The sequence below is a fragment of the Arthrobacter sp. 01T419 genome (genome assembly GCF_056398865.1).
The window spans coordinates 194,596-217,623 of sequence record NZ_JBFTQF010000009.1 but is presented as its reverse complement, the minus strand read 5'-3'; the positions used below and the strand labels follow the sequence as shown (position 1 = coordinate 217,623).

The 23,028-nt window shown below is 63.6% G+C and carries 16 protein-coding genes and 2 tRNA genes; 11 read left to right on the top strand and 7 right to left on the bottom strand.

Annotated features, from left to right (window positions below; translation table 11 throughout):
* Positions 1-8 precede the first annotated feature (8 nt).
* Positions 9-96, top strand: a tRNA-Ser gene (locus tag AC1DLO_RS15015).
* Positions 97-252: 156 nt separating this feature from the next.
* Positions 253-1,350, top strand: coding sequence for a hypothetical protein (locus AC1DLO_RS15010; protein WP_476890469.1), 1,098 nt, complete (start codon positions 253-255; stop codon positions 1,348-1,350).
* A gap of 90 nt (positions 1,351-1,440) precedes the next feature.
* Here the strand turns inward: AC1DLO_RS15010 and AC1DLO_RS15005 are convergent, their stop codons facing one another.
* Together AC1DLO_RS15005 and AC1DLO_RS15000 are read right to left on the bottom strand one after the other, a co-directional pair.
* Positions 1,441-2,880 (bottom strand): MFS transporter, encoded by a 1,440-nt coding sequence (locus AC1DLO_RS15005; RefSeq protein ID WP_476890468.1) that lies wholly within the window; start codon positions 2,878-2,880, stop codon positions 1,441-1,443.
* Positions 2,877-5,048, bottom strand: coding sequence for a RecQ family ATP-dependent DNA helicase (locus tag AC1DLO_RS15000; protein WP_476914514.1), 2,172 nt, complete (start codon positions 5,046-5,048; stop codon positions 2,877-2,879). The genes AC1DLO_RS15005 and AC1DLO_RS15000 overlap by 4 nt, the downstream gene beginning before the upstream one ends.
* A gap of 123 nt (positions 5,049-5,171) precedes the next feature.
* Between AC1DLO_RS15000 and AC1DLO_RS14995 the strand changes: the two genes are divergently transcribed.
* From AC1DLO_RS14995 to AC1DLO_RS14980, 4 genes are all read left to right on the top strand, one after another.
* Entirely contained in the window at positions 5,172-6,590 is a 1,419-nt protein-coding gene (locus tag AC1DLO_RS14995) for a phosphomannomutase/phosphoglucomutase (RefSeq protein WP_476890466.1), read from the top strand.
* Between the two features lie 26 nt (positions 6,591-6,616).
* Positions 6,617-7,063 (top strand): hypothetical protein, encoded by a 447-nt coding sequence (locus tag AC1DLO_RS14990; protein ID WP_184740882.1) that lies wholly within the window; start codon positions 6,617-6,619, stop codon positions 7,061-7,063.
* A 24-nt stretch (positions 7,064-7,087) separates the two neighbouring features.
* Positions 7,088-7,537 carry an RrF2 family transcriptional regulator gene (locus tag AC1DLO_RS14985; RefSeq protein ID WP_476890465.1) on the top strand — a complete coding sequence of 150 codons (450 nt, stop codon included), beginning with the start codon at positions 7,088-7,090 and terminating at the stop codon, positions 7,535-7,537.
* Between the two features lie 168 nt (positions 7,538-7,705).
* Positions 7,706-8,866 carry a globin domain-containing protein gene (locus tag AC1DLO_RS14980; RefSeq protein WP_476890464.1) on the top strand — a complete coding sequence of 387 codons (1,161 nt, stop codon included), beginning with the start codon at positions 7,706-7,708 and terminating at the stop codon, positions 8,864-8,866.
* Here AC1DLO_RS14980 and AC1DLO_RS14975 read toward each other — a convergent pair.
* The 4 genes from AC1DLO_RS14975 to AC1DLO_RS14960 form a co-directional block, all read right to left on the bottom strand.
* A complete protein-coding gene (locus tag AC1DLO_RS14975; protein WP_476890463.1) occupies positions 8,863-9,576 on the bottom strand; it encodes a TetR/AcrR family transcriptional regulator in 714 nt (237 codons plus the stop codon). The genes AC1DLO_RS14980 and AC1DLO_RS14975 overlap by 4 nt on opposite strands.
* A 1-nt stretch (position 9,577) precedes the next feature.
* Positions 9,578-12,100, bottom strand: a complete 2,523-nt coding sequence (locus tag AC1DLO_RS14970) for a PEP/pyruvate-binding domain-containing protein (protein ID WP_476890462.1) — start codon at positions 12,098-12,100, stop codon at positions 9,578-9,580.
* Positions 12,093-13,652: an MFS transporter gene (locus tag AC1DLO_RS14965; protein WP_476890461.1), complete on the bottom strand. Its 1,560-nt coding sequence runs from the start codon at positions 13,650-13,652 to the stop codon at positions 12,093-12,095. The genes AC1DLO_RS14970 and AC1DLO_RS14965 overlap by 8 nt, the downstream gene beginning before the upstream one ends.
* Before the next feature lie 174 nt (positions 13,653-13,826).
* Positions 13,827-15,653, bottom strand: coding sequence for a phosphoenolpyruvate carboxykinase (GTP) (locus AC1DLO_RS14960; protein ID WP_476890460.1), 1,827 nt, complete (start codon positions 15,651-15,653; stop codon positions 13,827-13,829).
* 283 nt (positions 15,654-15,936) lie between these two features.
* Here AC1DLO_RS14960 and AC1DLO_RS14955 point away from each other — a divergent pair.
* Positions 15,937-16,010, top strand: a tRNA-Arg gene (locus AC1DLO_RS14955).
* Positions 16,011-16,266: 256 nt separating this feature from the next.
* Here AC1DLO_RS14955 and AC1DLO_RS14950 read toward each other — a convergent pair.
* Positions 16,267-16,995 carry a FadR/GntR family transcriptional regulator gene (locus AC1DLO_RS14950; protein WP_476890459.1) on the bottom strand — a complete coding sequence of 243 codons (729 nt, stop codon included), beginning with the start codon at positions 16,993-16,995 and terminating at the stop codon, positions 16,267-16,269.
* 339 nt (positions 16,996-17,334) lie between these two features.
* Between AC1DLO_RS14950 and AC1DLO_RS14945 the strand changes: the two genes are divergently transcribed.
* The 4 genes from AC1DLO_RS14945 to AC1DLO_RS14930 all read left to right on the top strand — a co-directional run bounded on the left by AC1DLO_RS14945 (position 17,335) and on the right by AC1DLO_RS14930 (position 23,018).
* Positions 17,335-18,975 carry an ABC transporter substrate-binding protein gene (locus AC1DLO_RS14945; protein ID WP_476890458.1) on the top strand — a complete coding sequence of 547 codons (1,641 nt, stop codon included), beginning with the start codon at positions 17,335-17,337 and terminating at the stop codon, positions 18,973-18,975.
* Between the two features lie 112 nt (positions 18,976-19,087).
* Positions 19,088-20,044, top strand: coding sequence for an ABC transporter permease (locus AC1DLO_RS14940; RefSeq protein ID WP_476890457.1), 957 nt, complete (start codon positions 19,088-19,090; stop codon positions 20,042-20,044).
* 2 nt (positions 20,045-20,046) lie between these two features.
* Positions 20,047-22,203: a dipeptide/oligopeptide/nickel ABC transporter permease/ATP-binding protein gene (locus AC1DLO_RS14935; RefSeq protein ID WP_476890484.1), complete on the top strand. Its 2,157-nt coding sequence runs from the start codon at positions 20,047-20,049 to the stop codon at positions 22,201-22,203.
* Positions 22,204-22,205: 2 nt separating this feature from the next.
* A complete protein-coding gene (locus tag AC1DLO_RS14930) occupies positions 22,206-23,018 on the top strand; it encodes an ATP-binding cassette domain-containing protein (protein WP_476890483.1) in 813 nt (270 codons plus the stop codon).
* Positions 23,019-23,028: the final 10 nt, after the last annotated feature.

Genomic DNA, 23,028 nt, shown 5'->3' with positions numbered 1-23,028 from the left:
TAGCAACTGGAGACGTGCCAGAGCGGCCGAATGGGCTTCACTGCTAATGAAGTGTGGGGCACAACTCCACCGGGGGTTCAAATCCCCCCGTCTCCGCGTTTTGGCCCCGGTCTTCGGACCGGGGCCTTTTTGCGTTCCAGGGTCCTCCTGGCCGGATTTTGGCGGGGAAGATTCATGTCTCCGACTCTTCGAATTCAGCTCGCGCCAATAGCCTCGTCCGGGTAACCCGAGACCAACGACGAGGAGAGTTTCATGCGTTCAATGTCAAGATTCGCGATCGCGACGGTCGGAGCCGTCCTGCTGTCAACCACGTTGCTGACTCCGCCAGCCCTGGCGGCTGGCAACGGTGCAGCAATCAACGGTGCTGAGACAGGACAGAATGGCTCTAACGGCAACGGCCATCAAGGCAACACCAATGGCTTCAGCTTTGGAGTGATCGGCGATGTGCCCTACGGTGACGCTGAAATCCAGGCGTTCCCGTCCTACATTCAGGACCTGAACGCACACAAGGAACTGAGTTTTGTAGCACATGTGGGCGACATCAAGAACGGATCGTCCCAGTGCACGGACCAGTACTTCGAAGCCATCAAGAAGAACTTCGACAGCTTTACGGCGCCACTCGTCTACACCCCGGGCGACAACGAGTGGACTGACTGCCACCGAACGAACAATGGAGCTTACAACCCCTTGGAGAGACTGGCCAAGGTCCGTGAAGTCTTCTTCCCGGAACCAAGTGTCACGCTTGGTTCGCCCATGCAAGTGAAGTCACAGGCCAAGGAAGGCTTCCCGGAAAACGTCAGCTTCCGCAAGCATGAGGTCGCCTTCACTGCTGTCAACATTCCGGGTAGTAACAACTCGATGCTGCCTTGGACGGGACTCGGCCAGACGCAGCCCACCGCCGCCCAATTGAACGAAGTGCAGCAGCGAACCCGGGCAGACATCCAGGAGCTGAAGGACACTTTCCGCAAGGCGCGGAACAACGGTGACCGGGCCGTCGTCGTGATGACGCAGGCCGATATGTTCGACCCGACCGTCGCGGCTCCTTCCCAGGCGGATTTTGGTGCGTTCAAGCCCCTGGTGCAGACCTTGATCGAGGAATCGAACTCATTTGGTGGCCCGGTTTATCTGATCAACGGCGACAGCCACGTCTATAACCAGGACCACCCTCTCGCAGACGGTTCGGCGTGGCTTACGTTCTACGGCCAGGCCACCGCGGCGAAGAACCTGACGCGGGTCACTGTGGATGGGTCCAACAATGCAAAGGACTGGCTCAAGGTCACGGTCAATCCCGAGGACTCAGCAAGCGTCGTGTCCTTCGACCGGGTTCCGTTCACGCACCCTGCTTCCTAGCTAGCGTTGTCCCAGCAAGTCACCGGGCCGCCAAAAGACGCCGGAATCTCCGTGCTGGAGGTTCCGGCGTTTTGGCTGCCCCTAGCGCTCCTAGCCCCGACGTTTCTCCGGCTTGCCCACAACACGGCTGACTTCAGCCCCAGCATGCCGGTGCAGCGTGAGGCTGTCTACGGTGCTCAGGAGCATCGCCGCAGCCATGGCGAGGAAAGCGCCGCGGTACGCCGAGGAAGGGCCGCCGCCAAAGAGTGAAGCATGATCGAAAAGACGCAGGAAAAGTGCCCCTACGGCAATGCCGGCACCCGCGGCCAGTTGCACCAGAGTAGCTGAGACTGCGTTAGCCGAGGGAAGCTCCCCCGGCACGATGTCCGCATATTGCACAGACGCGTAGGCCGAGAAGCCGATGGAACGGAAGGCTCCGCTGGCCAGCAGCAAGGCAAAAATCAACGGTTCCGGGGTTCCGGCGTTCAGCGCCGCGCAAGCGACAAAGGTGACGGACGAGGCGAGCGACGCGAAGACCAACACGGGTTTGAAGCCGAAGCGGCGGATGATGGGCGTTGTAGCGGGTTTGATGCCGATGTTGCCAATGAAGACAGCGGCCACCATGGCACCGGATTTGAGGGGGTCCCAGCCAAAGCCGTCTTGGAACAACAGCGGCAGCAGGAAAGGCACCGAGCTGATGGTCAGCCGATAGACGAAGCCGCCGGTGGAGGTGGCCCGGAAGGTCCGGGTGGCGAAGACCCGGAGATCGAAGAGCGGAGTCTTGGCCTTGAGCATCCACCAGGCCGCCCCTGCCAAAGCAAAAGCTCCAGCCAACAGCACGACTGCCGGGACCGCGCCCGCGCCATGACCGCCAACTCCTTCCAGGCCCACCACAAGCGATCCGACGCCGAGGGTAGTCAGGGTGAGCCCCGGCCAGTCGAGCCGCCTGCCGGCATCGCCTCCTGTACGCGGAACCAGCCTCACGGCGGCGATGAAGGCAGCAAGCCCCAGCGGTAGGTTGATCAGGAAGATCCAGTGCCAGGAAAGATAGGTAGTGAAAGCTCCGCCCACAAGCGGCGCCAAAACGGGGGCTAGCAAGCCGGGCCAAACGAGGAATGCCGTGGCTCGGAGGAGCTCTGACTTGGGTGTGCCCCGCAGCACGACGAGAGTCCCGACCGGCACCATCATGGCCCCGCCGGCCCCCTGTGCCACCCGGCTCAAGGTCAGCAGGGTGAGGTCCTGGCTGGCCGCGCACAACAGCGACGCAACTGTGAACACGGCGATCGCCAGGCAGAAGATCCGACGTGCACCAAAGCGTTCTGCGAGCCAACTGCTGAGCGGAATTCCCATGGCCACGGTCACCAGATAGGCAGTCATCGTGATGTTGACATCGGCCGAGACCACTTTGAAGTCGGCCGCGATGCTCGGCATGGCGGTGGTGAGGACTGTGCCGTCCAGGAACTCCATGAAGAACGTGGCGGCAACCAGCAATGCGAGCCGTGGCTGCCACTTGGACTCGGACTGGACGACGTCCGATGCCGCGCCGCTCAAGCTGCTTGACCGAGGACTAGAGGCAATACCGATCCTGCTCCGGCTTGTCTGAGGACGCGCCCGGCAACGGTCATGGTCCAGCGGCTGTCCGCAAGATCGTCGACCAAGAGGATGCCTTGACCACCTAGCGACGCGAGGTTCTGTCCAAGTTCCGGGCCCACCACAAGGCGGTCCCAGACACCGGCCAGCCGGTATGCGCTGTTGCCACCCCTCCCGCCAGCAGGCCCGCCGTGCTGGAGCTGGAGAGAACCTAGATATGGCATCTGGCCAATCCCTGCTATGCCGCGAGCCAGGGATTCGACAAGCGCAGGCTTGTTCCTGGACGGGATGCTCACCACGGCCGCGGGCCGTCCTTGCCCGCTCCACCCTGCGGATCGGCCGTCTCCGGCAGCCCATTCGCGCAGCACCTGCACGCAGGCCTGCAACATGGCAGGCTCGACGTCGCGGTCAGCTGCGCCGGCGGCAAAGAGTGCACGGAGGGCCCCTCCCCAGCCGAGGTCAGTCAGGCGGGCCAGGATACGGCCTTCGGCCAGCAACTCGTCGGGCTTGATCTTGCCCTTCACGGCAACACCTAGCCGGTCCATGCCGCTGGGCCACTGAAGGCGTGGTTCCAGTGCGAGCCCCGCGCGCCGGAGAGTCTGCCCCGCGGCGTCGGCGGCTGCTGCAGCCACGTCCGCTGGGAACCACGTGCCAGCGCAATTGTCGCAGCGGCCACAAGCACGTGCCGACTCGTCGTCCAGGACAGCGGTGATGTATTCCATGCGGCATCCAGCGGTGTCCTGATAGATCACCATGGAGTCCTGCTCGTCCACCCGGGCCTCGGCGATGCGTGCGTAGCGTTCGRCGTCATAGGTCCATGGACGTCCCGTGGACCTCCAGCCACCGCCAACGCGCTCCACCGCACCATCCACCGCGAGGACCTTCAACAGGAGTTCCAGGGGCGTGCGGCGCAGGTCCACCCTCGCTTCGAGCGCCACAGTGGATAAGGCGGATCCGGACTCGGCCAGGACGTCGAGCACGGCCGCCGCCTTTTCCTCTGATGGCATGGAAGCTGTGGCAAAATACTGCCAGATCTCGCGGTCCTCGGATCCCGGCAGGAGGAGCACATCGGCATTGGCGGCGCCACGCCCGGCACGGCCCACTTGCTGGTAGTACGCCACCGGCGATGAGGGAGCACCAAGGTGGATGACAAAACCGAGGTCTGGTTTGTCGAACCCCATCCCAAGCGCCGAGGTGGCCACGAGAGCCTTCACCTGATTGTCCTTGAGGAGTTGCTCAGCACGTTCGCGATCGGCAGGGTCTGTGCGGCCGGTGTAGGACAAGACGTTGTGGCCTGCCTCGGAGAGCAGCCGGGCGGTGTCCTCCGCTGCGGAGACGGTCAGGGTGTAGATGATCCCACTGCCTGGCATGTCGGCCAGATGTGTCAGCAGCCAGCCAAGGCGATCCCTCGAGTCTGCGAGTTTCAAGACGCCCAGCCGCAGGGACTCCCGGCCAAGCGCTCCTCGGATGGTGAGCACACCGGCGCCGAGTTGTTCCTCGATGTCATGGACCACCCGGGAGTTGGCCGTGGCGGTGGTTGCCAGCACAGGGACGCTTCCCGGTAATTGCTCGATGAGATCGGAAATACGCCGGTAATCGGGACGGAAATCATGGCCCCAGTCCGAAATGCAGTGGGCCTCGTCAATCACCAGGAGGCCGGTACGGCGGATGARCTCGGGAAGCTGGTTTTCGCGAAACGAAGGATTGGTGAGCCGTTCCGGCGAAACCAGGAGAACATCCACCTCGTCCGCGGCCAGCTGCTCGCGAACGTTGTCCCACTCGAGCTGATTGGCGGAGTTGATCGCCACGGCGCGGACGCCGGCGCGCGCGGCTGCCGCGACTTGGTCCCGCATGAGCGCCAGCAGCGGCGAAACGATGAGCGTAGGTCCGGCGCCCCGACGCCTCAACAACAACGACGAGACGAAGTACACGGCGGACTTGCCCCAGCCCGTCCGCTGCACCACCAAGGCGCGCCGTCCGGCGTCGACCAGGGCCTCGATCGCCTCATACTGGCCGTCGTGGAATTGCGCGTCCGTACTTCCCACAAGCTCCCTCAGTACCTCAAGGGCTTGCAGGCGGGTGGTGGACTGTTCCGCCGCAAGAAGAGCAGCATCCGGGTTGTTGGGCATGGCTTCAGTATTCCAGCACCCGCAGACAGCCAGAACCTGGAACTTCATCTATGTGGACGAACGTTTTCCACATAGTCGGCCGCTGGCGTAGTGCCAACCGCGCTCCACAGTAAGATTGAGCGCGTGACTAGCGAGCAGAACAAGACATTCGACCTCTCGGCTTCCTTCAAGGCTTATGACGTCCGGGGAATCGTCGGCGAATCCATCACGTCCCACATCGTGGAGTCGGTCGGCGCCGCGTTCGTCGACACTCTGGGCCTCGCAGGCGAGACGGTGCTGGTGGGCGGCGACATGCGACCGTCCTCCCCCGAATTCATCAAGGCATTTGCTGACGGCGCCGCCCGCCGTGGCGCCAATGTCCAGCTGCTTGACCTCATTTCCACCGACGAGCTTTACTACGCCTGTGGCGCTCTCAATGCTGCCGGCGCCACGTTCACCGCAAGCCATAACCCGGCCGAGTACAACGGCATCAAGATGTCCAAGGCCGGCGCGCAGCCGATCTCGTCCGAAACAGGCCTCAAGGAAATCCAGGCGCTGGCGGAGAAGTACCTCAACGACGGCAGCATCCCTGCTGCCGAGGCCCGAGGAAAAATCAGTGTCCGCGATGTCCTGAAGGACTACTCCGAGTACTTGCGTAGCCTGGTTGACCTCCAAGGCTCCCGTCCGTTGAAGATCGTGGTCGACGCCGGAAACGGGATGGCCGGACTGACCACGCCTGCCGTGCTCGGTAACGAACTGCTTCCTGCCCTGCCGTTCGAGATCGTCCCCCTGTATTTTGAGCTGGATGGCTCCTTCCCGAACCACCCGGCCAATCCACTTGAGCCAGAAAACCTGCGCGATCTGCAAGCCGCGGTGATCGAACACGGCGCGGACATCGGCCTGGCTTTCGACGGCGACGCCGACCGCTGCTTCGTGATCGATGAGAAGGGCGAACCTGTATCCCCCTCTGCGATCACTGGCATGGTTGCGCGTCGCGAAATCGCGCGCGCCCAGGCCGCAGGTGAAGAAACTCCCGTGATCATCCACAACCTGCTGACCTCGCGGGCTGTCCCCGAGCTCGTGGCCGCAGATGGCGGCCGCGCCGTCCGCACCCGCGTGGGTCACTCGTTCATCAAAGCCGTCATGGCTGAAGAAGGTGCCGTCTTCGGCGGCGAACACTCGGCGCACTTCTACTTCCGCGATTTCTGGAACGCGGACACAGGCATGCTCGCAGCCATGCACGTGTTGGCGGCACTGGGCGAGCAGGACGGCCCGCTGTCCGAACTTGGCCGTCAGTACGAGCCGTACGTCTCCTCCGGCGAAATCAATTCCGAAATCGAGGACAAAGCGGGTGCCATTGAGCGCGTCCGCGCCGATTTTGACGGCGAAGACGTCGATGTCGACACCATGGATGGCAGCACCTTCACCGCGAAGGACGGCACCTGGTGGTTCAACCTTCGACCGTCCAACACGGAGCCGTTCCTACGCCTGAACGCCGAGGCGAAGGACGTGGCCACCATGGAAAAGGTCCGCGACCGTGTCCTCGCACTGGTCCGGGATTAGCCTGCGGCCCGGAAGACGAGCACAGCATGAGTACCAATACCCTCGAAAGTACCGAGGAACGCGAGCTCCGCGAAGTCCGTGAGACCTTGGGAGCGGCTCTGGCGACGGCGCAGGAACACCTGGAACAAAACGGTGGATTCCTTCCCTTCGCCGTCACGCTCGCGGACGACGACGAACTCCGGCTCGTCTTCGTCACTCCCGGAGAGCCGGACGACGAGGGAAACGTCGATACCGAGTCGATGCTGGCAGATATCCTCGAGTTGCTCCGCCAAGGCCGTGACGGATACCGCGCGGTGGCCATCGCCAGCGACGTCATCCTTCCGGAACACGGCTCGGACGGGATTCACGCCGCGGCTGAGCATCGCGCCGGCGGGCTCATGGCAGCCGTTGTCCCCTATGTCCAGACAACCGAAGGTTTTACCTTTGACACCGCCGAAGCCGACACCAACGAACCCCTCGTCTGGGTGGACTAGACCTGACTCCGTAAGCTTGTTGGCATGAAGATCAATGCCTTCGCGGATGTGAGCCTGCGCGCGCTCCTGGTTCTGTCGTCCGCGCCCGCAGGTGAACTCCTGACGACCCAAAACATCGCAGACGCCGTGGGGACTCCCTACCACCACGTCAGCAAGGCCATCGTTCGGCTGCGGGAGCTCGGCCTGATCGACGTCGAGCGTGGCCGCAACGGCGGATCCCGGCTCAGCGCAGCCGGACAAAAAGCCACAGTGGGCCAGCTCCTGCGGGAGCTGAATACCAGAGCGGATCCCGCGGAGTGCCAATCCGCTAACGGCGACTGCCCACTCATCACCGAATGCGGCTTGCGCCACGCCCTGGCCCGAGCACGGGAAGCCTTCTACCGGGAACTGGACGACGTCGTCGTCTCCTCCTTGCCACACATGCGTCAAATGGCGCCAGCATTCCAAGCAATCGGCTTGCGCCCCGGGCTGTAAGCCCGGACCGTAAGCCCGGGCTGTGACGCACGCCGACGGTCCTCAGCCCTGTCGATTGGCCAAAGTCTTCTACAGCGTGTAGAACTTAGGCATAGATACTTGCATTTTAAATACGAGTATTGATCCCGGTCCGTACGCAAGCAACGGGCCACTAAGACAGGAGTTCCTATGCTCTCGGACAAGTCCTTCCCCGTCATCCAGGCGACTTTGCCTCTGGTCGGCTCCCGGATTGGTGACATCACTCCCAAGTTCTACTCCCGCCTCTTTGCTGCGCACCCCGAGCTGCTTGACGGGCTATTCAGCCGTTCGAACCAGCGCTCTGGCAACCAGCAGCAGGCCCTTGCCGGCAGCATCGCCGCTTTCGCAAGCCACTTGGTCAGCAACCCGGGCACCCTGCCCGAGACCGTACTTTCCCGTATCGCGCACCGCCACGCCTCATTGGGTATCACTGAGCCGCAATACCGCGTGGTCTACGAGCACCTCTTCGCCGCCATCGCAGAGGACTTGGCCGAAGTCATCACCCCGGAAATCGCCGAAGCCTGGACTGAGGTCTATTGGCTCATGGCAGACTCACTGATCAAGCTCGAAAAAGGGCTCTACGCGGCGCAGGCCAATGGCAAGATGTGGAGTCCCTGGAAGGTCGCGTCCAAGGTTCCCGCCGGCACCGGATCCCTGACTTTCACCCTGGAACCCGCAGACGATACCCCCATCACCGAGGCGCTGCCCGGTCAATACATCAGCGTCAAGGTCGCCCTCCCGGACGGCCTGCGCCAGGTCCGTCAGTACTCACTTTCCGGTGATGCCGGCACCAGCCGCAGCTTCACTACAAAGATCGACGACGGCGGCGAGGTCTCCCCGGTCCTGCACAACACGGTGGAGGTCGGCGACGTCCTAGAGATCTCCAACCCCTACGGCGAGATCACTCTCAAGGACGGCCACGGGCCGGTGGTCCTCGCATCGGCCGGCATCGGCTGCACACCCACAGCATCCATCCTGCGCTCGCTCGCAGATTCCGGCTCGGACCGCAAGGTCCTGGTCTTGCACGCCGAAAGCAATCTGGACAGCTGGGCATTGCGCGGGCAGATGACGGACGACGTCGAGCGGCTGGATGGAGCCGAACTCCAACTCTGGCTGGAGGAACCGCAGCCCGGGTCCAATGCGGGCTTCATGTCACTGCGCGAAGTGGACCTGCCGGCGGACGCATCGTTGTATCTGTGCGGACCACTGCCATTCATGAAGCACATCCGCAACGAAGCCATCAATGCCGGAATTCCCGCCACGAAGATTCATTACGAAGTCTTCGGACCGGACATCTGGCTGGCCAACTAGCCGTGGTCGTCGGCCCCCGGAACCCCCGGCGGGCCGACCACCACCCCCGGCGGGCCGACCACCACCCCCGGCGGGCCGACCACCAGCAGCGGCAGCATCACCTCATCCACGACCTTCACCAGGAATTCATCATCGATGGGCGTTCCCGAGAAGATGAACCGCTGCCGCAGCAAAGCGGGTCCGGCCTCGATTCTCGTCTCCGTGGCCACGCTGGGATCACATTCGCCGCGTGCCGCAGCCTGCTCAATAATGGCTCGCATGATCTTCCCTACGTTGCCGCGCGTGTACTCGTGGACTTCTGCGGCCACCGATGGGTTCTGGAGTGCCTCCCCTAACAGCCCGCGCATGGCTTGGCCCACTGCTCCTTCCAGCTGTTGCGCTACAAGCCGCAGGATCGCCAGGGCGTCCCCGCGCAGGCTACCCGTATCCGGCGCGGACGACGGACTGGGCATGGCATCGTAGGCTGCCTCGAGCACCAACGCTGCCCGCCCGGGCCACCGCCGGTAGAGCGAAGCTTTGCTCGCCCTGGCGCGCTCGGCGACGCTGTCCATGGTCAGCGCGGCGTACCCGGATTCGGCGATCTCCGCCCGGACCGCTTCGAAAATTGCACTGTTCAAGGCAGCTCCGCGCCGGCGCGGCAGCTTGCGATGGTCCTGCTGCACCGGCACGCGGTGCTGTTGCTCCGGCAAGAACTCCTGTTGCTTCGGCATGTCAAACATCCCCCGGCGAAGCGGTCGGCAGGACCACTCCCAGGCTTCCGTCCACGAGCACCCGCTGCCCATCGGCCAAAGTGCTGGTCCCCGAACCGGTGCCCATGACTGCCGGAATTCCGTATTCCCTGGCCACGATCGCCGCATGCGAGCCAAGCCCTCCGGCATCCACCACAACCGCCGCGGCCCGTTGGAACAACGGCGTCCACGAAGGGTTGGTGTACGGGCAGACCAGGATTTCGCCGCTGCGGAGCTGGCCGAACTCGGCCGGCCCCCGGATCACCCGGACAAGCCCGCTTGCCTGGCCGCGGCTGGCCGGAGTACCGGAGACGAGGGCCCCGTCCACCTGGCGGCCTCGGCCAAAGAGCAAAACCGGATCAAGCAGCGGGATGCCCTCCAGTTCCCTCCGTTTCGTCGCCCGCGCCAGCACCAGCGGCCGGTAACGGTCACGCAGGGAAGCCGGCAGCGCACCGCCGTCGTCCGCGTCCGTGATGGACTCCAATTCCTCGAACCGCAAGTGATAGATGTCGTCCGGTGCGTCGATCACGCCACCCAGTACCAACCGCCGGCCGAGCTCCCGGTAGGCGCGGCGGATCGGCGGGATGGCTTTGGTGGCGTAGAAGTGGCTGTCCTCGCGGAAAGCCATTCCGGCCCGAGCGGACTCGACGGCGGCGAGCACCCTTCGCCGCACCGGTTCGAAGCGGAGTGCCGGGTGACGCTTCAATTCCGCAATCGCTGTACCGGTCTGGTCGGCCGCTTGATGCCGCTCTCCGGACATGGCCTTCACCAGCCCCAGCACCACCTCGGGGGCATCGGACCACGTAGGCGAACTGCTCAGGACAACGCTGGTGGTTTCCCTGTGTCCGTATTCCAGCTGAAACTCCTGGAACGCCTCCCGGAAAGCGCGATGCTCTGGATCCTTTTCGACCTGGTCCAGCAGCTGGCGGGGGTCGGCTTCACGAAAGGCGCGTGACAGTCCGGGGTCGTCTGCCGCAAGGGAAGCGAGCCGTTCAAGTGCCCGATTCGCCTGGCTCGTCCGGGTTTCCGCGCCCGCGATCAGCGCAGGCGCAAGCCTTATCTTGCCCAGGAACAGAAGCATCAAGCGCATCTTCAGCACCGGCACGAGAATTCCGGGCAGGTAAGAAATCCGGAGATCCCCGATCGCCTGCATCGTCGCGAAGCACTCCTCCACAAGTTCGATGACCGTACGCCAGCGCAGCGGACCGAGATCCATTCCGTTCAGTCGTTCGATTTCGCCAAGGAACCGGGCGAAGCGCGGATCTTGGGTCCACGTGTCTGGCTTGAATTGCCTTGACCGTCGCAGCAAAGACACGGGCGCTGCAAGGGTCCGGAGGGTCGGGCGCGGCACCGGCGGGATGAGCTGAACCACCACGCCGTCCTCCTCCGGCAACAACTCCTCAACCGTGGGAAAGACCACGCCCACGCTTCCGGCCATCCCCCGCAGCATGCCCAAGATTCCTCGGCTCATCCACCCGGAGACATCCAGCGGATACGGCCGTTCCTGGAACATCTCGATGAAGAACGGCCCCACCCGCCGTTGTACCGCGTTGAGGCTGGGCGGTTGAGGCGGGAGCGCGGTCATCGGCCGCGACTGCAGCACATACAGCACGCCCCCGGCCACGGCCCACTCCATGTCCTGTGGCCGAGCGAAATGCTCCTGGGCTTCCCGTCCCAGCCGGGCCAGCTCCGCCAATTGCCCCGCGGCGAGCCCAGGCTTGGCCCCCGGCATACCAGCCCTTTCCCGCGTACCGCCGCCCGCTGCCACGCTGATCACTACCTCGCGGCCACCTGGCGTGAAACCAAGAACCTTTCCCGAGCGGTCGAGGACGTAGTGCTCCGGCGTCACCCGCCCCGAGACCACGGCCTCCCCCAGCCCGGGGTTCGCGTCCACCACCATTGCACCGCGCTCGCCCGTGACCGGGTTCGCTGTGAACATGACACCCGCCATGGCGGCCGGCACCATTTTTTGTACGACGACGGCGATGGCCACCTCGTGCGGGTCGATTCCCTGCCGAAGCCGGTAGGCCATAGCCCGGTCCGTCCACAACGATGCCCAACAACTCGAGACCGCCTGGATGACATCTTCCTCGCCAATGACGTTGAGGTAGGTGTCCTGCTGGCCGGCAAACGCCGCTCCCGGAAGATCCTCCGCCGTAGCACTGGACCGGACCGCGACCGCCCCGCCGCCCAGGTTCGCGTAGGCATCAAGGATCTCCTGCCGCAGCGGGACAGGCATTTCCGCCTCGGCAAAGAGGGTCCGGATAGCGGCGCCGGACGCTCCGCCGTCGGGCGCACCGCTCATGCCGGACAGCAGGCTATCCAACTCAATCCCCACTTTCGTTTCTGCCAGGAAGGACAGGTACGCGTTCGTGGTGATGATGAAGCCCGGCGGCACCGGAAATCCCTCGCGCGCAAGTTCGCCTAAAGCGGCGCCCTTGCCGCCTGCGACGGCGATGTCCCCCGCGCAGAAAGCGGTCAGAGGAGCAGTGGTTTTCTCAGTCATCGTGGGCTCCTCGTGCGGTGCTGTCGGCGGCGTCGGAAGGTTCTGGGAGCGCGGTGTCCGAGTGCGCGGTGGTCCGCAACTCCCGCTCGGGAAGGAAGAGCGTCAAAACGAATGCCACAGCCAACACCACGGCGGCAAAACCGAAAACCGGCGGAAGCGCATGTCCGAACGCCTGGGCAACCGCGATGCGGTCCGCGGCCGGCAGCGCTTCCAGGGCCTTCGGCGTCAAGGAATTAATGCGGCTGCCCAGCGCGGCCGCCAGTGAGGCCGGGACCGCTGCGGCAAATCGCGCCGTGATCAGGGAACCCAGAACAGCCACGCCGACGGCGGCGCCCACCTGGCGAAGGAAGGTCACCGTGGACGTCGCAGCACCAAGGTCCCGGCGCTCCACGGAATTCTGCACCACCAGTACCATGACCTGCATGACGAGCCCGATTCCCAGACCGAGAAGCAGCATGGAGAGCAGGACGAGCCACGGGCTGCTGCTCGAGTCCATGGTGCTGAACAGCCAGAGCCCGGGAACCGCAAGCAGCGTCCCGGCCACCGGATACAGCTTGTAGCGTCCAGTGAGGGTGATCAGCGCACCCGATCCCGACGTCGTGAGCAGAAGCCCGGCCATCAGCGAAATCAACATGCCGCCCGAGGCCGTTGCCGACATGCCCATCCCCACCTGCAAGAACGCCGGAAGGTAATTCAACGTGGCGAACATCGCAAAACCGACCAGGAAGCTCACCGCCGTCGGTATGGCAAAGGCAGGATCCCGGAACAGGGACAAGGGGATGATCGGATCAGCCGTGCGACGCGCCCTGAACAGCCAAGCCGCCAGTGCCACAAGAGCCACACCCCCGAGGACCGGGGACACCCAAAGCTGCCCCGGGTAGCCGCCGCTGGAGAGGAAGATCACGGACACGATCGCAAGGCCCAGCAAGGCCGCGCCTCCGTAGTCCACTCGTCGTCCGCGCGGAGTGGCCGGGAGCCGCAGTGTAAAGGTCACCACGGCAAGGGCAGCCAATCCGAACGGAACATAGAAGTAGAAGATCCAGCGCCAGGAGAAATGATCAACCACCGCACCGCCAGCCAAAGGTCCGGCAACCGCGGCCATGACGAAGGCTGCGCCGATAATGCCCAGAAGCCTGCCCCGCTCGCGAGGACTGACAAGTTCGCCAATGATCGATTGTGCCCCGATCATGAGCCCTCCGCCGCCGATGCCCTGAATCGCGCGGAAAGCGATGAGCTGCGGCACCGACTGCGCCAGCGAGCACAGTCCCGCGCCGATGATGAAAAAGATGAGGGAAGCCTGCAGGATCCGTTTTCGCCCGAAAGCGTCGCCAAGTTTGCCCGTGAGGGGCATGGCGGCTGTGGCGGCGACAAGGTAGCCGGTGATGATGGTGGACATCTGATCCAGGCCGCCCAGATCCCCGGCGACGGTGGGCAGGGCCGAGGCCATGACAGTTTGGTCCAGCGCTCCGAGGAACATCACCAACAGGATTCCAGGCAGCGCCGTCCTGATGGCAGAGTGGACTTTCTCTTTGTGCTGCTGGGCATCGTCCATGGCCCGGTCCCGGAAATTAGAGAACTGCTGGTTCTCTAAAAGCTACTCTCGCCGCAAGCGCGGCACAATGCCTGGTCAATGAAACGCCGACGGCGGTCCCGCACCTTGAGGACACAAGGTGCGGGACCGCCGTCGTTCGGTTGCCTCGGCCCACGCTGGGGAGGCAGCGGGGAGCTAGGCCAGGCGGGCCTTAAGGCCCTCGAGCTCCGAGATCAGCGCAGCCGGCAGGGAACCGCCGAACTTCGCGTACCATTCCTCGATCGACGCCAACTCCGTTGCCCACTCGGCGGGGTCGACGCGTACCGCGGCTTCCACCTCGGCAGGAGTCATGTCCAGGCCTTCGAGGTCGATGGACTCGCCGGTCGGCACGAATCCGATGGGGGTCTCGACGGCGTCGGCCTTGCCTTCAAGCCGCTCGATGGCCCACTTGAGGACGCGCGAGTTGTCACCAAAGCCGGGCCATGCGAAGCCACCCTCGGCGGTGCGACGGAACCAGTTAACCAGGAAGATCTTGGGCAGACGCTCCGGGTTCGCCTTGGCTGACAGGTTGACCCAGTGGTTCAGGTAGTCGCCCGCGTCGTAGCCGATGAACGGCAGCATGGCCATGGGATCGCGACGCACGACGCCAACGGCTCCGGCCGCGGCAGCCGTGGTTTCGGAGGACAACGTGGAACCCATGAAGATGCCGTTGGACCAGTCGCGGGCTTCAGTGACCAGCGGGATAGTGGTCTTCCGGCGCCCGCCGAAGAGGATCGCGGAGAGTTCCACGCCGTCGGGGCTGAAGTACTCCTCGGCCAGCATGTCGATCTGGTCGATCGGGGTGCAGAAGCGGGAGTTCGGGTGCGCAGCGGGCTTGTCGGACTTGGGAGTCCAGGAGTTGCCCTGCCAGTCGGTCAGGTGCGCCGGAGTTTCCTCCGTCATGCCCTCCCACCACACGCCGCCGTCGTCGGTCAGCGCAACGTTGGTGAAGATGCTGTTGCCCTTGGCGATGGCGCGCATGGCATTGGGGTTGGTGCCCCAACCGGTGCCGGGAGCGACGCCGAACAGGCCGGCTTCGGGGTTGACGGCGCGGAGCTCGCCTTCCTTGCCGAAGCGCATCCACGTGATGTCGTCGCCGAGGGTCTCCACCTTCCATCCCTTGATGGTGGGGTCGAGCAGCGCGAGGTTGGTCTTGCCGCAAGCGGAGGGGAACGCGGCAGAAATGTAGTAGTTCTTCTGCTCAGGCGAGGTCAGCTTCAGGATAAGCATGTGCTCGGCCAGCCAGCCTTCGTCGCGGGCCATGACAGACGCGATGCGCAGGGCGTAGCACTTCTTACCAAGGAGGGCGTTGCCGCCGTAGCCGGAGCCGTAGGACCAGATGGAACGCTCTTCCGGGAAGTGCACAATCCACTTGTCCGGGTTGCAAGGCCACGCAACGTCGGCCTGGCCGGCTTCCAGCGGAGCACCCAGGGAGTGCAGCGCGGGGACGAAGAACGCGTCCGTCTGGGTGATGCGTTCCAGGACGTCGGTGCCGATGCGGGCCATGATGCGCATCGAGGCAACAACGTAGGCGGAGTCGGTGATCTCGACGCCGAACTTGGGGTCCTCGGCGTCCAGGTGGCCCATGACGAACGGAATGACGAACATGGTGCGGCCACGCATGGAGCCGGCGAACAGTCCGCGCAGCTTCTGCTTCATCTCGGCCGGAGCCATCCAGTTGTTGGTGAAGCCGGCGTCATGTTCCTTCTCGGAGCAGATGTATGTCTGCTCTTCTACGCGGGCAACATCCGCAGGATCGGAGAATGCGGCGAAAGAGTTGGGGAAGAGCTCTTGGTTCAGCCTCTTCAGGGTGCCGGCCTCGACGAGTTCGTCGGTCAGCTTCTTGTATTCCGCTTCGCTGCCGTCAACCCAGTGGATGCGGTCCGGCTGTGTCAGCTCGGCTACTTCCTCGACCCAGGCCAGCAGGCGTGCATGCGTAGTAGGTGCCTTCTCAAGCAGCGGCAGTCGCGCCAGATCGCCCATCGTGGTTCCCTTCCTCGGGTTCAGTGGTGTGTCCTAAATGCTAGGGGTCGCGGAGTAGACCAATCTGGGTTCGGACATGGGATCTCTTGACCATTTCGGAGCAAAACCGCTAAAAATCAAGGATCTTGGGTCCTAAAACTGCGAAATTAGTGACCAAGGTCACATAGACCGGTCTAGTTAGGTAGATTACACCGCGCCGATTTGGCACGAACGGGGATCTCGCGTAAAGTTTATTGAGGTTCGAGGGGGGAACGAGTTTGAAACTCCCGAGAATCACCAAGATGCGCCCATAGCTCAGCTGGATAGAGCGTCTGTCTACGGAACAGAAGGTCAGGGGTTCGAATCCCTTTGGGCGCACAAAATGAAGACCCGCACCGTGCTTGGTGCGGGTCTTCTTTCGTTAAATTCGGGCTTTCGGTTTTGGGCCACGCCGTCCTGACCCTCCTTGCCACTGCCGAGACCCGGAATGACGTGACTCGCCGTGTCCCAAACGCTTTCCCAGTCAAAGAAGGGGGCGACGGTGCGGCCTGACGGAATAGCTCCAAACGCCAAGGGCCGCCGTACGTACTTAACGAGAAAGTACGACGGCGGCCCTTGCGCTTGGGTGCCAGGCTTACGCGGCGACGGCCTCGCTGATGCGGCGACGGATCCCGTCGAAGTGGCGGTTGAGCAGTTCGGCGGCGGCGGTCCTGTCTCCGGTTGCGACGGCGGTATAGATGCTTCGGTGCATCGCCGCGGTGGCTACGAGATCTTCGTTGGCGGATCCGATCTCCACGTGGATCTTCCGGTAGACCTTCCAGAAGACACCCATGAGGTTGATGAGGAGCTCGTTGTTCAGGGGTTCGAACAGCCGGCGGTGGAACTCGGCGTCGGCGGCTACGAAGTTCTCCCCCGCGTGCGCGAGCTCTTCCATCTGCTTGACGGATTCTTCGATCAAGGCGAGCTGTTCGGTAGTCATCACGTCCATCGATGAGCCGATCAGCCCCGACTCGAGGGCCTGGCGCACATCCACGAGCTGCAGCGCTTCAAGGCCCTGATGGCGCAGCGATAGGCGGCCCCGGAACGTCAGGCCATCCGCGAGTGCTTCGAAGTTGCTGGGGGCGACGAACATGCCGAAGCCATGGCGAATCTCGATAACACCCAGGGCCTGCAGCACTTTCAGGGATTCGCGCAGGGTGTTGCGACCTACCCCTAGCGCCACGGAGAGTTCGTTTTCCGTGGGCAAAGGATCGCCCGCCTCGAGCTCGCGTTCGAGGATCAATTCCATAATGTCCGCCTGTAGTGCCCTGAGCCGGGCCTGTGCGCTGAACCGTGCCTGCGGAACGACACCGGAAGTGGTCATGGCTCTCCTTGCAAAAGTACTCATCCCTGGCCGGCCCCCTTTCAGGAACCGGGACAAGGAATCAGTGCGGTGTTAATGTTGAGGTGAGCCTAGCGCCCACCGGGAATAAGTGCTTCGCAACATACAATATCGGATGTCCCATCTCCTTCATAGATGTTTGCTTGATTTTTGACTGCCCCCCCACAAGGCAGGCGCACCGCAGGACGCCCGCCGGTAGGCTCTGATAGCCGCCGGCGCGACCACCAGTGATCCACATTTCGCTTGACGACTTCATGTGACCGCCCTTACAGTTTCTTTACGAGCATCGGATGTCCTACATCCGATAACCAGAAAACTTGAATGGTGAGGCATCTTATGAGCAACACGATTAACAAACTGCCGCTGGTCAATGACGCCAGCCGACGCAACTTCCTCAAGCTGAGCGGAGCAGTGGGCGCTGCCGCGGCCTTCACCGCAACCCTTTCGGCATGCGGCGGTCCCGCCGCCACCACCACGGGCGGAGCGAGCAACATCGCTGCCGTCAACAAAGACCTCACCATCGAGGCGGGCATCTCCTATGCCCTGTCCACGGGTTTCGACCCGTTGACCTCCTCCGGCGCCACGCCTCTGGCCGCCAACTTGCACGTGTTCGAAGGCCTCGTGGAACTCCACCCGGCCACCCGCGAGCCCTACAACGCACTCGCCGCCAGCGACCCCAAGAAGATCAACGACACCACTTACCAGGTGACCATCCGCGACGGCGCCAAGTTCCACAACGGCTCCCTCGTCACCACGGAAGATGTGGCCTATTCCTTCACCCGCGTGATGGATCCGGCCAACAAGTCCTTGTTCTCCCAGTTCATTCCATTCATCAAGGACGTCAAGGCGCTTGATGCCAAGACGGTCGAGTTCTCGCTGAAGTACCCTTTCCCCGGATTCGGACCGCGAATCTCCGTGGTGAAGGTGGTTCCTAAGGCACTGGCTTCAACTGATCAGAAGGGATTCGACGCCAAGCCGGTCGGCTCCGGCCCCTACAAGCTCATCTCGGCCGTCAAGGACGACAAAATCGTCTTCGAAGCATTCGCCGACTACAACGGCCCCAAGCCCGCACTCGCAAAGGGCATGACCTGGCTGCTGCTCTCAGACGCCGCCGCCCGCGTCACCGCGGTCCAGTCGGGCCGCGTCCAGGCGATCGAAGACGTCCCCTACTTGGACATGGATGGACTCAAGTCCAAGGCGCGGGTTGAATCCGTGCAGTCCTTCGGTCTCCTGTTCCTGATGTTCAACTGCGCGAAGGCGCCCTTCGACAACAAGCTGGTCCGCCAGGCACTCCACTACGGACTAGACAAGGACGCCATCATCAAGAAGGCCTTGTTCGGCAATGCCAAGGCTGCGTCGTCGTACTTCCAGGAGGGCCACCCGGACTACGTCAAGGCCAAGAACGTCTACGGCTACGATCCCCAGAAGGCCGCCGACCTCCTCAAGCAGGCCGGCGTGGGCAACCTCGAATTCGAACTGCTCACCACGGACACGGCATGGGTCAAGGACGTTGCGCCGCTGATGCTGGAATCCTGGAACAAGATCCCCGGAGTCAAGGTCACGGCAAAGAACCTCCAGTCCGGCGCGTTGTACTCGGACAGGGTTGGCAAGGCCGACTTCTCGGTAGTGGCGGCCCCGGGCGACCCCTCCGTCTTCGGCAACGACGCAGACCTGCTCCTGAGCTGGTTCTACTCCGGCGCCACCTGGATGACGAAGCGTGCCTACTGGACCACTCCGGAAAGTGCCACGCTCCAGGGTCTGATGGATAAGGGCTCGCAGGCCGCGCCTGCTGACGCCAAGAAGATCACCGGCCAAATCGTGGACCTCGTCTCCGAGGAAGTCCCCCTGTACCCGCTCTTCCACCGTCAACTCCCGAGTGCATGGGACGAGAAGAAGCTCTCGGGCTTCAAGCCGCTGCCCACCACGGGACTATCCTTCATCGGCGTCGGCCGCACCGCTTAGCACGCCGCACCCAACCCCAACTGACTCGCATTTGTTGTCGTTTAGACGTCTCAAAACGACACTTACTGCGAGTTAGTTGGGTCCCCGCACCAAACGCAAACCGGAGAACAAATTGGTCATGATATTGCGTCTGCTTGGACGCAGGCTCGCAGCGTTGCCCTTGATGATCCTGGGCATCACGCTGCTGGTCTTCTTCGTCCTACAGGCAGCCCCAGGCGACCAGGCCAGCTCGGCCCTCGGCGAAGGCGCCAGCGAGGCCGCCAAACAGCAGTACCGCCAGGACAACGGCCTGAACGATCCCCTGTTCGTCCAATACTTCCGCTTCCTGGGCAGGCTCCTGCAGCTCGATCTCGGCGTGACCACCCCGCCGTCCAAATCGGTGGCAAGCATGATCGCCTCGGCCTTCCCGCTGACCCTCCAGCTGACGTTCCTCGGCGTGATCATCGCCGTCGTCCTGTCCTTGGTCTTCGGCATCATCGGCGCCCTTTACCGCGACAAGTGGCAGGACCAGCTGGTCCGGGTCTTCTCCATCGCAGCCATCGCCACGCCGTCCTTCTGGCTCGGCATCCTGCTCATCCAATGGTTCGCGCTCGGTGACAATCCGCTGTTTCCCTCGGGTGGAATCGCGACGCCGGAGTCCGGCTTCGGCGGTTGGCTCAACTCGATGGCGCTCCCGGCCCTCGCGCTCGGCATCCCGGTTTCAGCTTCCTTGATCCGCGTTGTCCGCACGTCCATGGTCGAAGAACTGGACCGCGACTACGTCCGCACCGCGATCGGGAACGGCGTCCCCTACCGCGAGGTGGTTTCCCGGAACGTCCTGCGCAACGCGCTGGTGACTCCGGTGACCGTGCTGGGACTGCGCGTGGGCTACCTGCTGGGCGGCGCCGTCGTGATTGAAATGATCTTCGCCCTTCCCGGCATGGGCCAGCTGATCCTCAACGGCATCACCAATCTGGACGTGAACCTGGTCCAGGGCGTGGTCCTCACCATCTCGGTCACCTTCGTTCTGGTGAACATCGTCGTGGACCTCCTGTACCTGCTCATCAACCCCCGAATCAGGACGGTATAGCCATACGCAGCAAACTTGCTGAACGGCTCAGCGCCCCGGGCGTCCGCTTCAAGTCCCTCCCCTGGGGATCGCGTTTTGCCCTCTTGTTCCTCGTGGTCATCGCCTTGGCGGCGATCTTCGCGCCGGTCATCGCGCCGCATGATCCCTTGGAAACGTTCATTCCGGCGCAAGCTCCGGACGGCGACCACTTCTTCGGCACCGACCGCCTCGGCCGCGACGTCTTCTCCCGGCTCCTTTACGGCTCACAGTCGTCGCTCATGATCGGCCTCGGTGCAGTGGCCCTCGCGATCGTCATCGGCGCGGTGCTTGGCTCGCTCGCCGCGACGTCCAGCAAGGCCGTCAACGAGATCATCATGCGGCTCATGGACATCCTCATGGCATTCCCGGGGATCGCCCTCGCAGCCGTGCTGTTGGCGGCGTTCGGCAACTCGGTACCCACCATCATCGTCGCGATCGCCATCATCTACACCCCGCAGCTTGCCCGCGTGGTCCGCGCCAACGTGCTCGCCCAATACGGCGAAGACTACGTCCGCGCCGAACGGGTGATGGGTGCAAACCGCCCCTACATCCTGCTCAAGCACATCGTCCGCAACACCGCGGCCCCCGTGCTCGTATTCGCCACGGTCATGGTGGCTGACGCCATCATCCTCGAAGCCTCGCTGTCCTTCCTCGGCGCCGGCGTCCAGGATCCCGCGCCGTCGTGGGGCAACGTCATCTCCTACGGCCGCAACCTGGTCCTGTCCGGCGGCTGGTGGGCAACCACCTTCGCCGGCCTCACCATCCTGCTCACCGTGCTTGCGCTGAACATCCTCGCCGAGGGCCTCACCGACGCCATGGTGAACCCGAAACTGCGGAAGGCCCCGGTGGTGAAGGACGACGACGGTGCTGCCGCTGCTTTTGCGGGCGCGGCGGTGGCCGGCGCCGCTATCGATACCGAGATCGCGACGTCGGTGGCCCAGCCCTCCGTCCTGGAACAGCACGAGCTCGACGGCGTGCTGGCCGCCAACGGCGATCCGCTCTCCGAAGAGGACTACGCGGCATCGGTCCTGAACGATACTCGTGTCCTGACCAATCCGAGGCTCGCAATAGCGAATCCGCACGCGCTCCTCGACAAGGAACTCGAGATATTGGCTTCCATCGAGGCGAAGCGCACGGACCGGCTCCCCCAGGTCCCCGCCGACGCCAGGACTGTGCTGGAAGTCAAGAACCTGTCCATCCGCTTCCCCGGCCGTTTCGTCGAAACCGCGATCGTGGACAACGTCTCCTTCACCGTCCGCGAAGGGGAAACCATGGGCCTGGTGGGCGAATCCGGTTGCGGCAAGTCCATCACATCCCTCGCGATCATGGGCCTCCTGCCTAAGACCGCCGAGATCACCGGTTCCATCATCTTCGATGGCAAGGAACTCCTGGATTCAAGGTCCAAGCACAGCAACCCCAAGGCCTACCAAGGCCTGCGCGGCGAACAGATCGCCATGGTCTACCAGGATGCGTTGAGCTCGCTCAACCCGTCCATGAAGATCAAGGAGCAAATGACCCAGCTGACCAGGCGCGGCGGCCGCAAGTCCCCCGCCGAGTTGCTGGAAATGGTGAAACTCGATCCTGTCCGCACGCTTGCCAGCTACCCGCACGAGCTCTCCGGCGGCCAGCGCCAGCGCGTACTAATCGCCATGGCGCTCTCCCGCTCGCCGAAGATCGTGGTGGCAGACGAACCCACCACCGCCTTGGACGTCACCGTCCAGAAGCAGGTGGTGGAGCTGCTCAATGAACTGCGCGAACAGCTCGGCTTCGCCATGGTCTTCGTCAGCCACGACCTCGCCTTGGTCGCCTCCCTGGCCCACCGGATCACGGTGATGTACGCCGGCCAGGTGGTGGAATCCGCGCAGGCTTCGGAGCTCCTGCAGAACCCGCGGCACGAATACACACGTGGTCTGTTGGGCGCAGTCCTTTCGATCGAGGCCGACGCCGTCCGCCTCCACCAGATCCCCGGCACGGTCCCGTCGCCGCGCGATTTCGCTCCCGGCGACCGCTTTGCGGCGCGCTCGTTGAGGCCCGACGCCGACCCGAACCAGCAATTGGTCCTCGCGGTTGTTGAACCCGCCGGCGGCGGAGCGGACAGGGACCACTACTGGGCCAGCCACCTGAAGGAAGACGCAAAGTGAGTATTTCCCAACGGGACATCCCGGCCGGGCCGGTCATCGAGCTCAAGGACGTCAAGGTCCACCATCGGGCCCGCACGGGCGGCATCTTCCGCCCCAACATCGTCAAGGCAGTCAACGGCGTGGACTTCAGCATCAGCCGCGGCGAAACTGTCGGCATCGTCGGCGAGTCCGGCTGCGGCAAGTCCACGCTCGCTTCAGTACTCGTGGGACTCCAGGCTCCGACGTCGGGCCAGGTGCTCTTCCACGGCAAACCGGCCATCAAACGCAACGCACGGATGCGCAAGGAATTCGGACGTGCCGTCTCCGTGGTCTTCCAGGACCCGGCCACGGCACTCAATCCGCGCATGACCATCCAGGACATCCTCACCGATCCCCTGCAGGTGCACGGCATCGGCAACGCCGCGTCCCGCTCGGACAAGGTGAAGGAACTGCTGGCCCTCGTCGGTTTGCCGCAATCGGCGGCCGAGGTCACGCCGTCGCAGGTTTCCGGCGGCCAGCGCCAGCGCGTGGCGATCGCCCGTGCCCTCGCCCTGGACCCGGACGTCATCGTGGCGGACGAGCCGACGTCGGCCCTCGACGTGTCCGTCCGCGCCCAAGTCCTGAACCTGCTGTCCGACCTGAAAGCCCAGCTGAACCTCGGCATGGTGTTCATTTCGCACGACATCCAGACCGTCCGCTACGTCTCCGACCGCATCTGCGTCATGTACTTCGGACAGATCGTGGAGGAAGGCCCGGCCGCACAGGTGTTCGACAACCCGAGCAACGACTACACGAAGAAGCTGCTCGGCGCCGCGCCCAGCCTGCTCCACACCTAAGTTTTTCCCA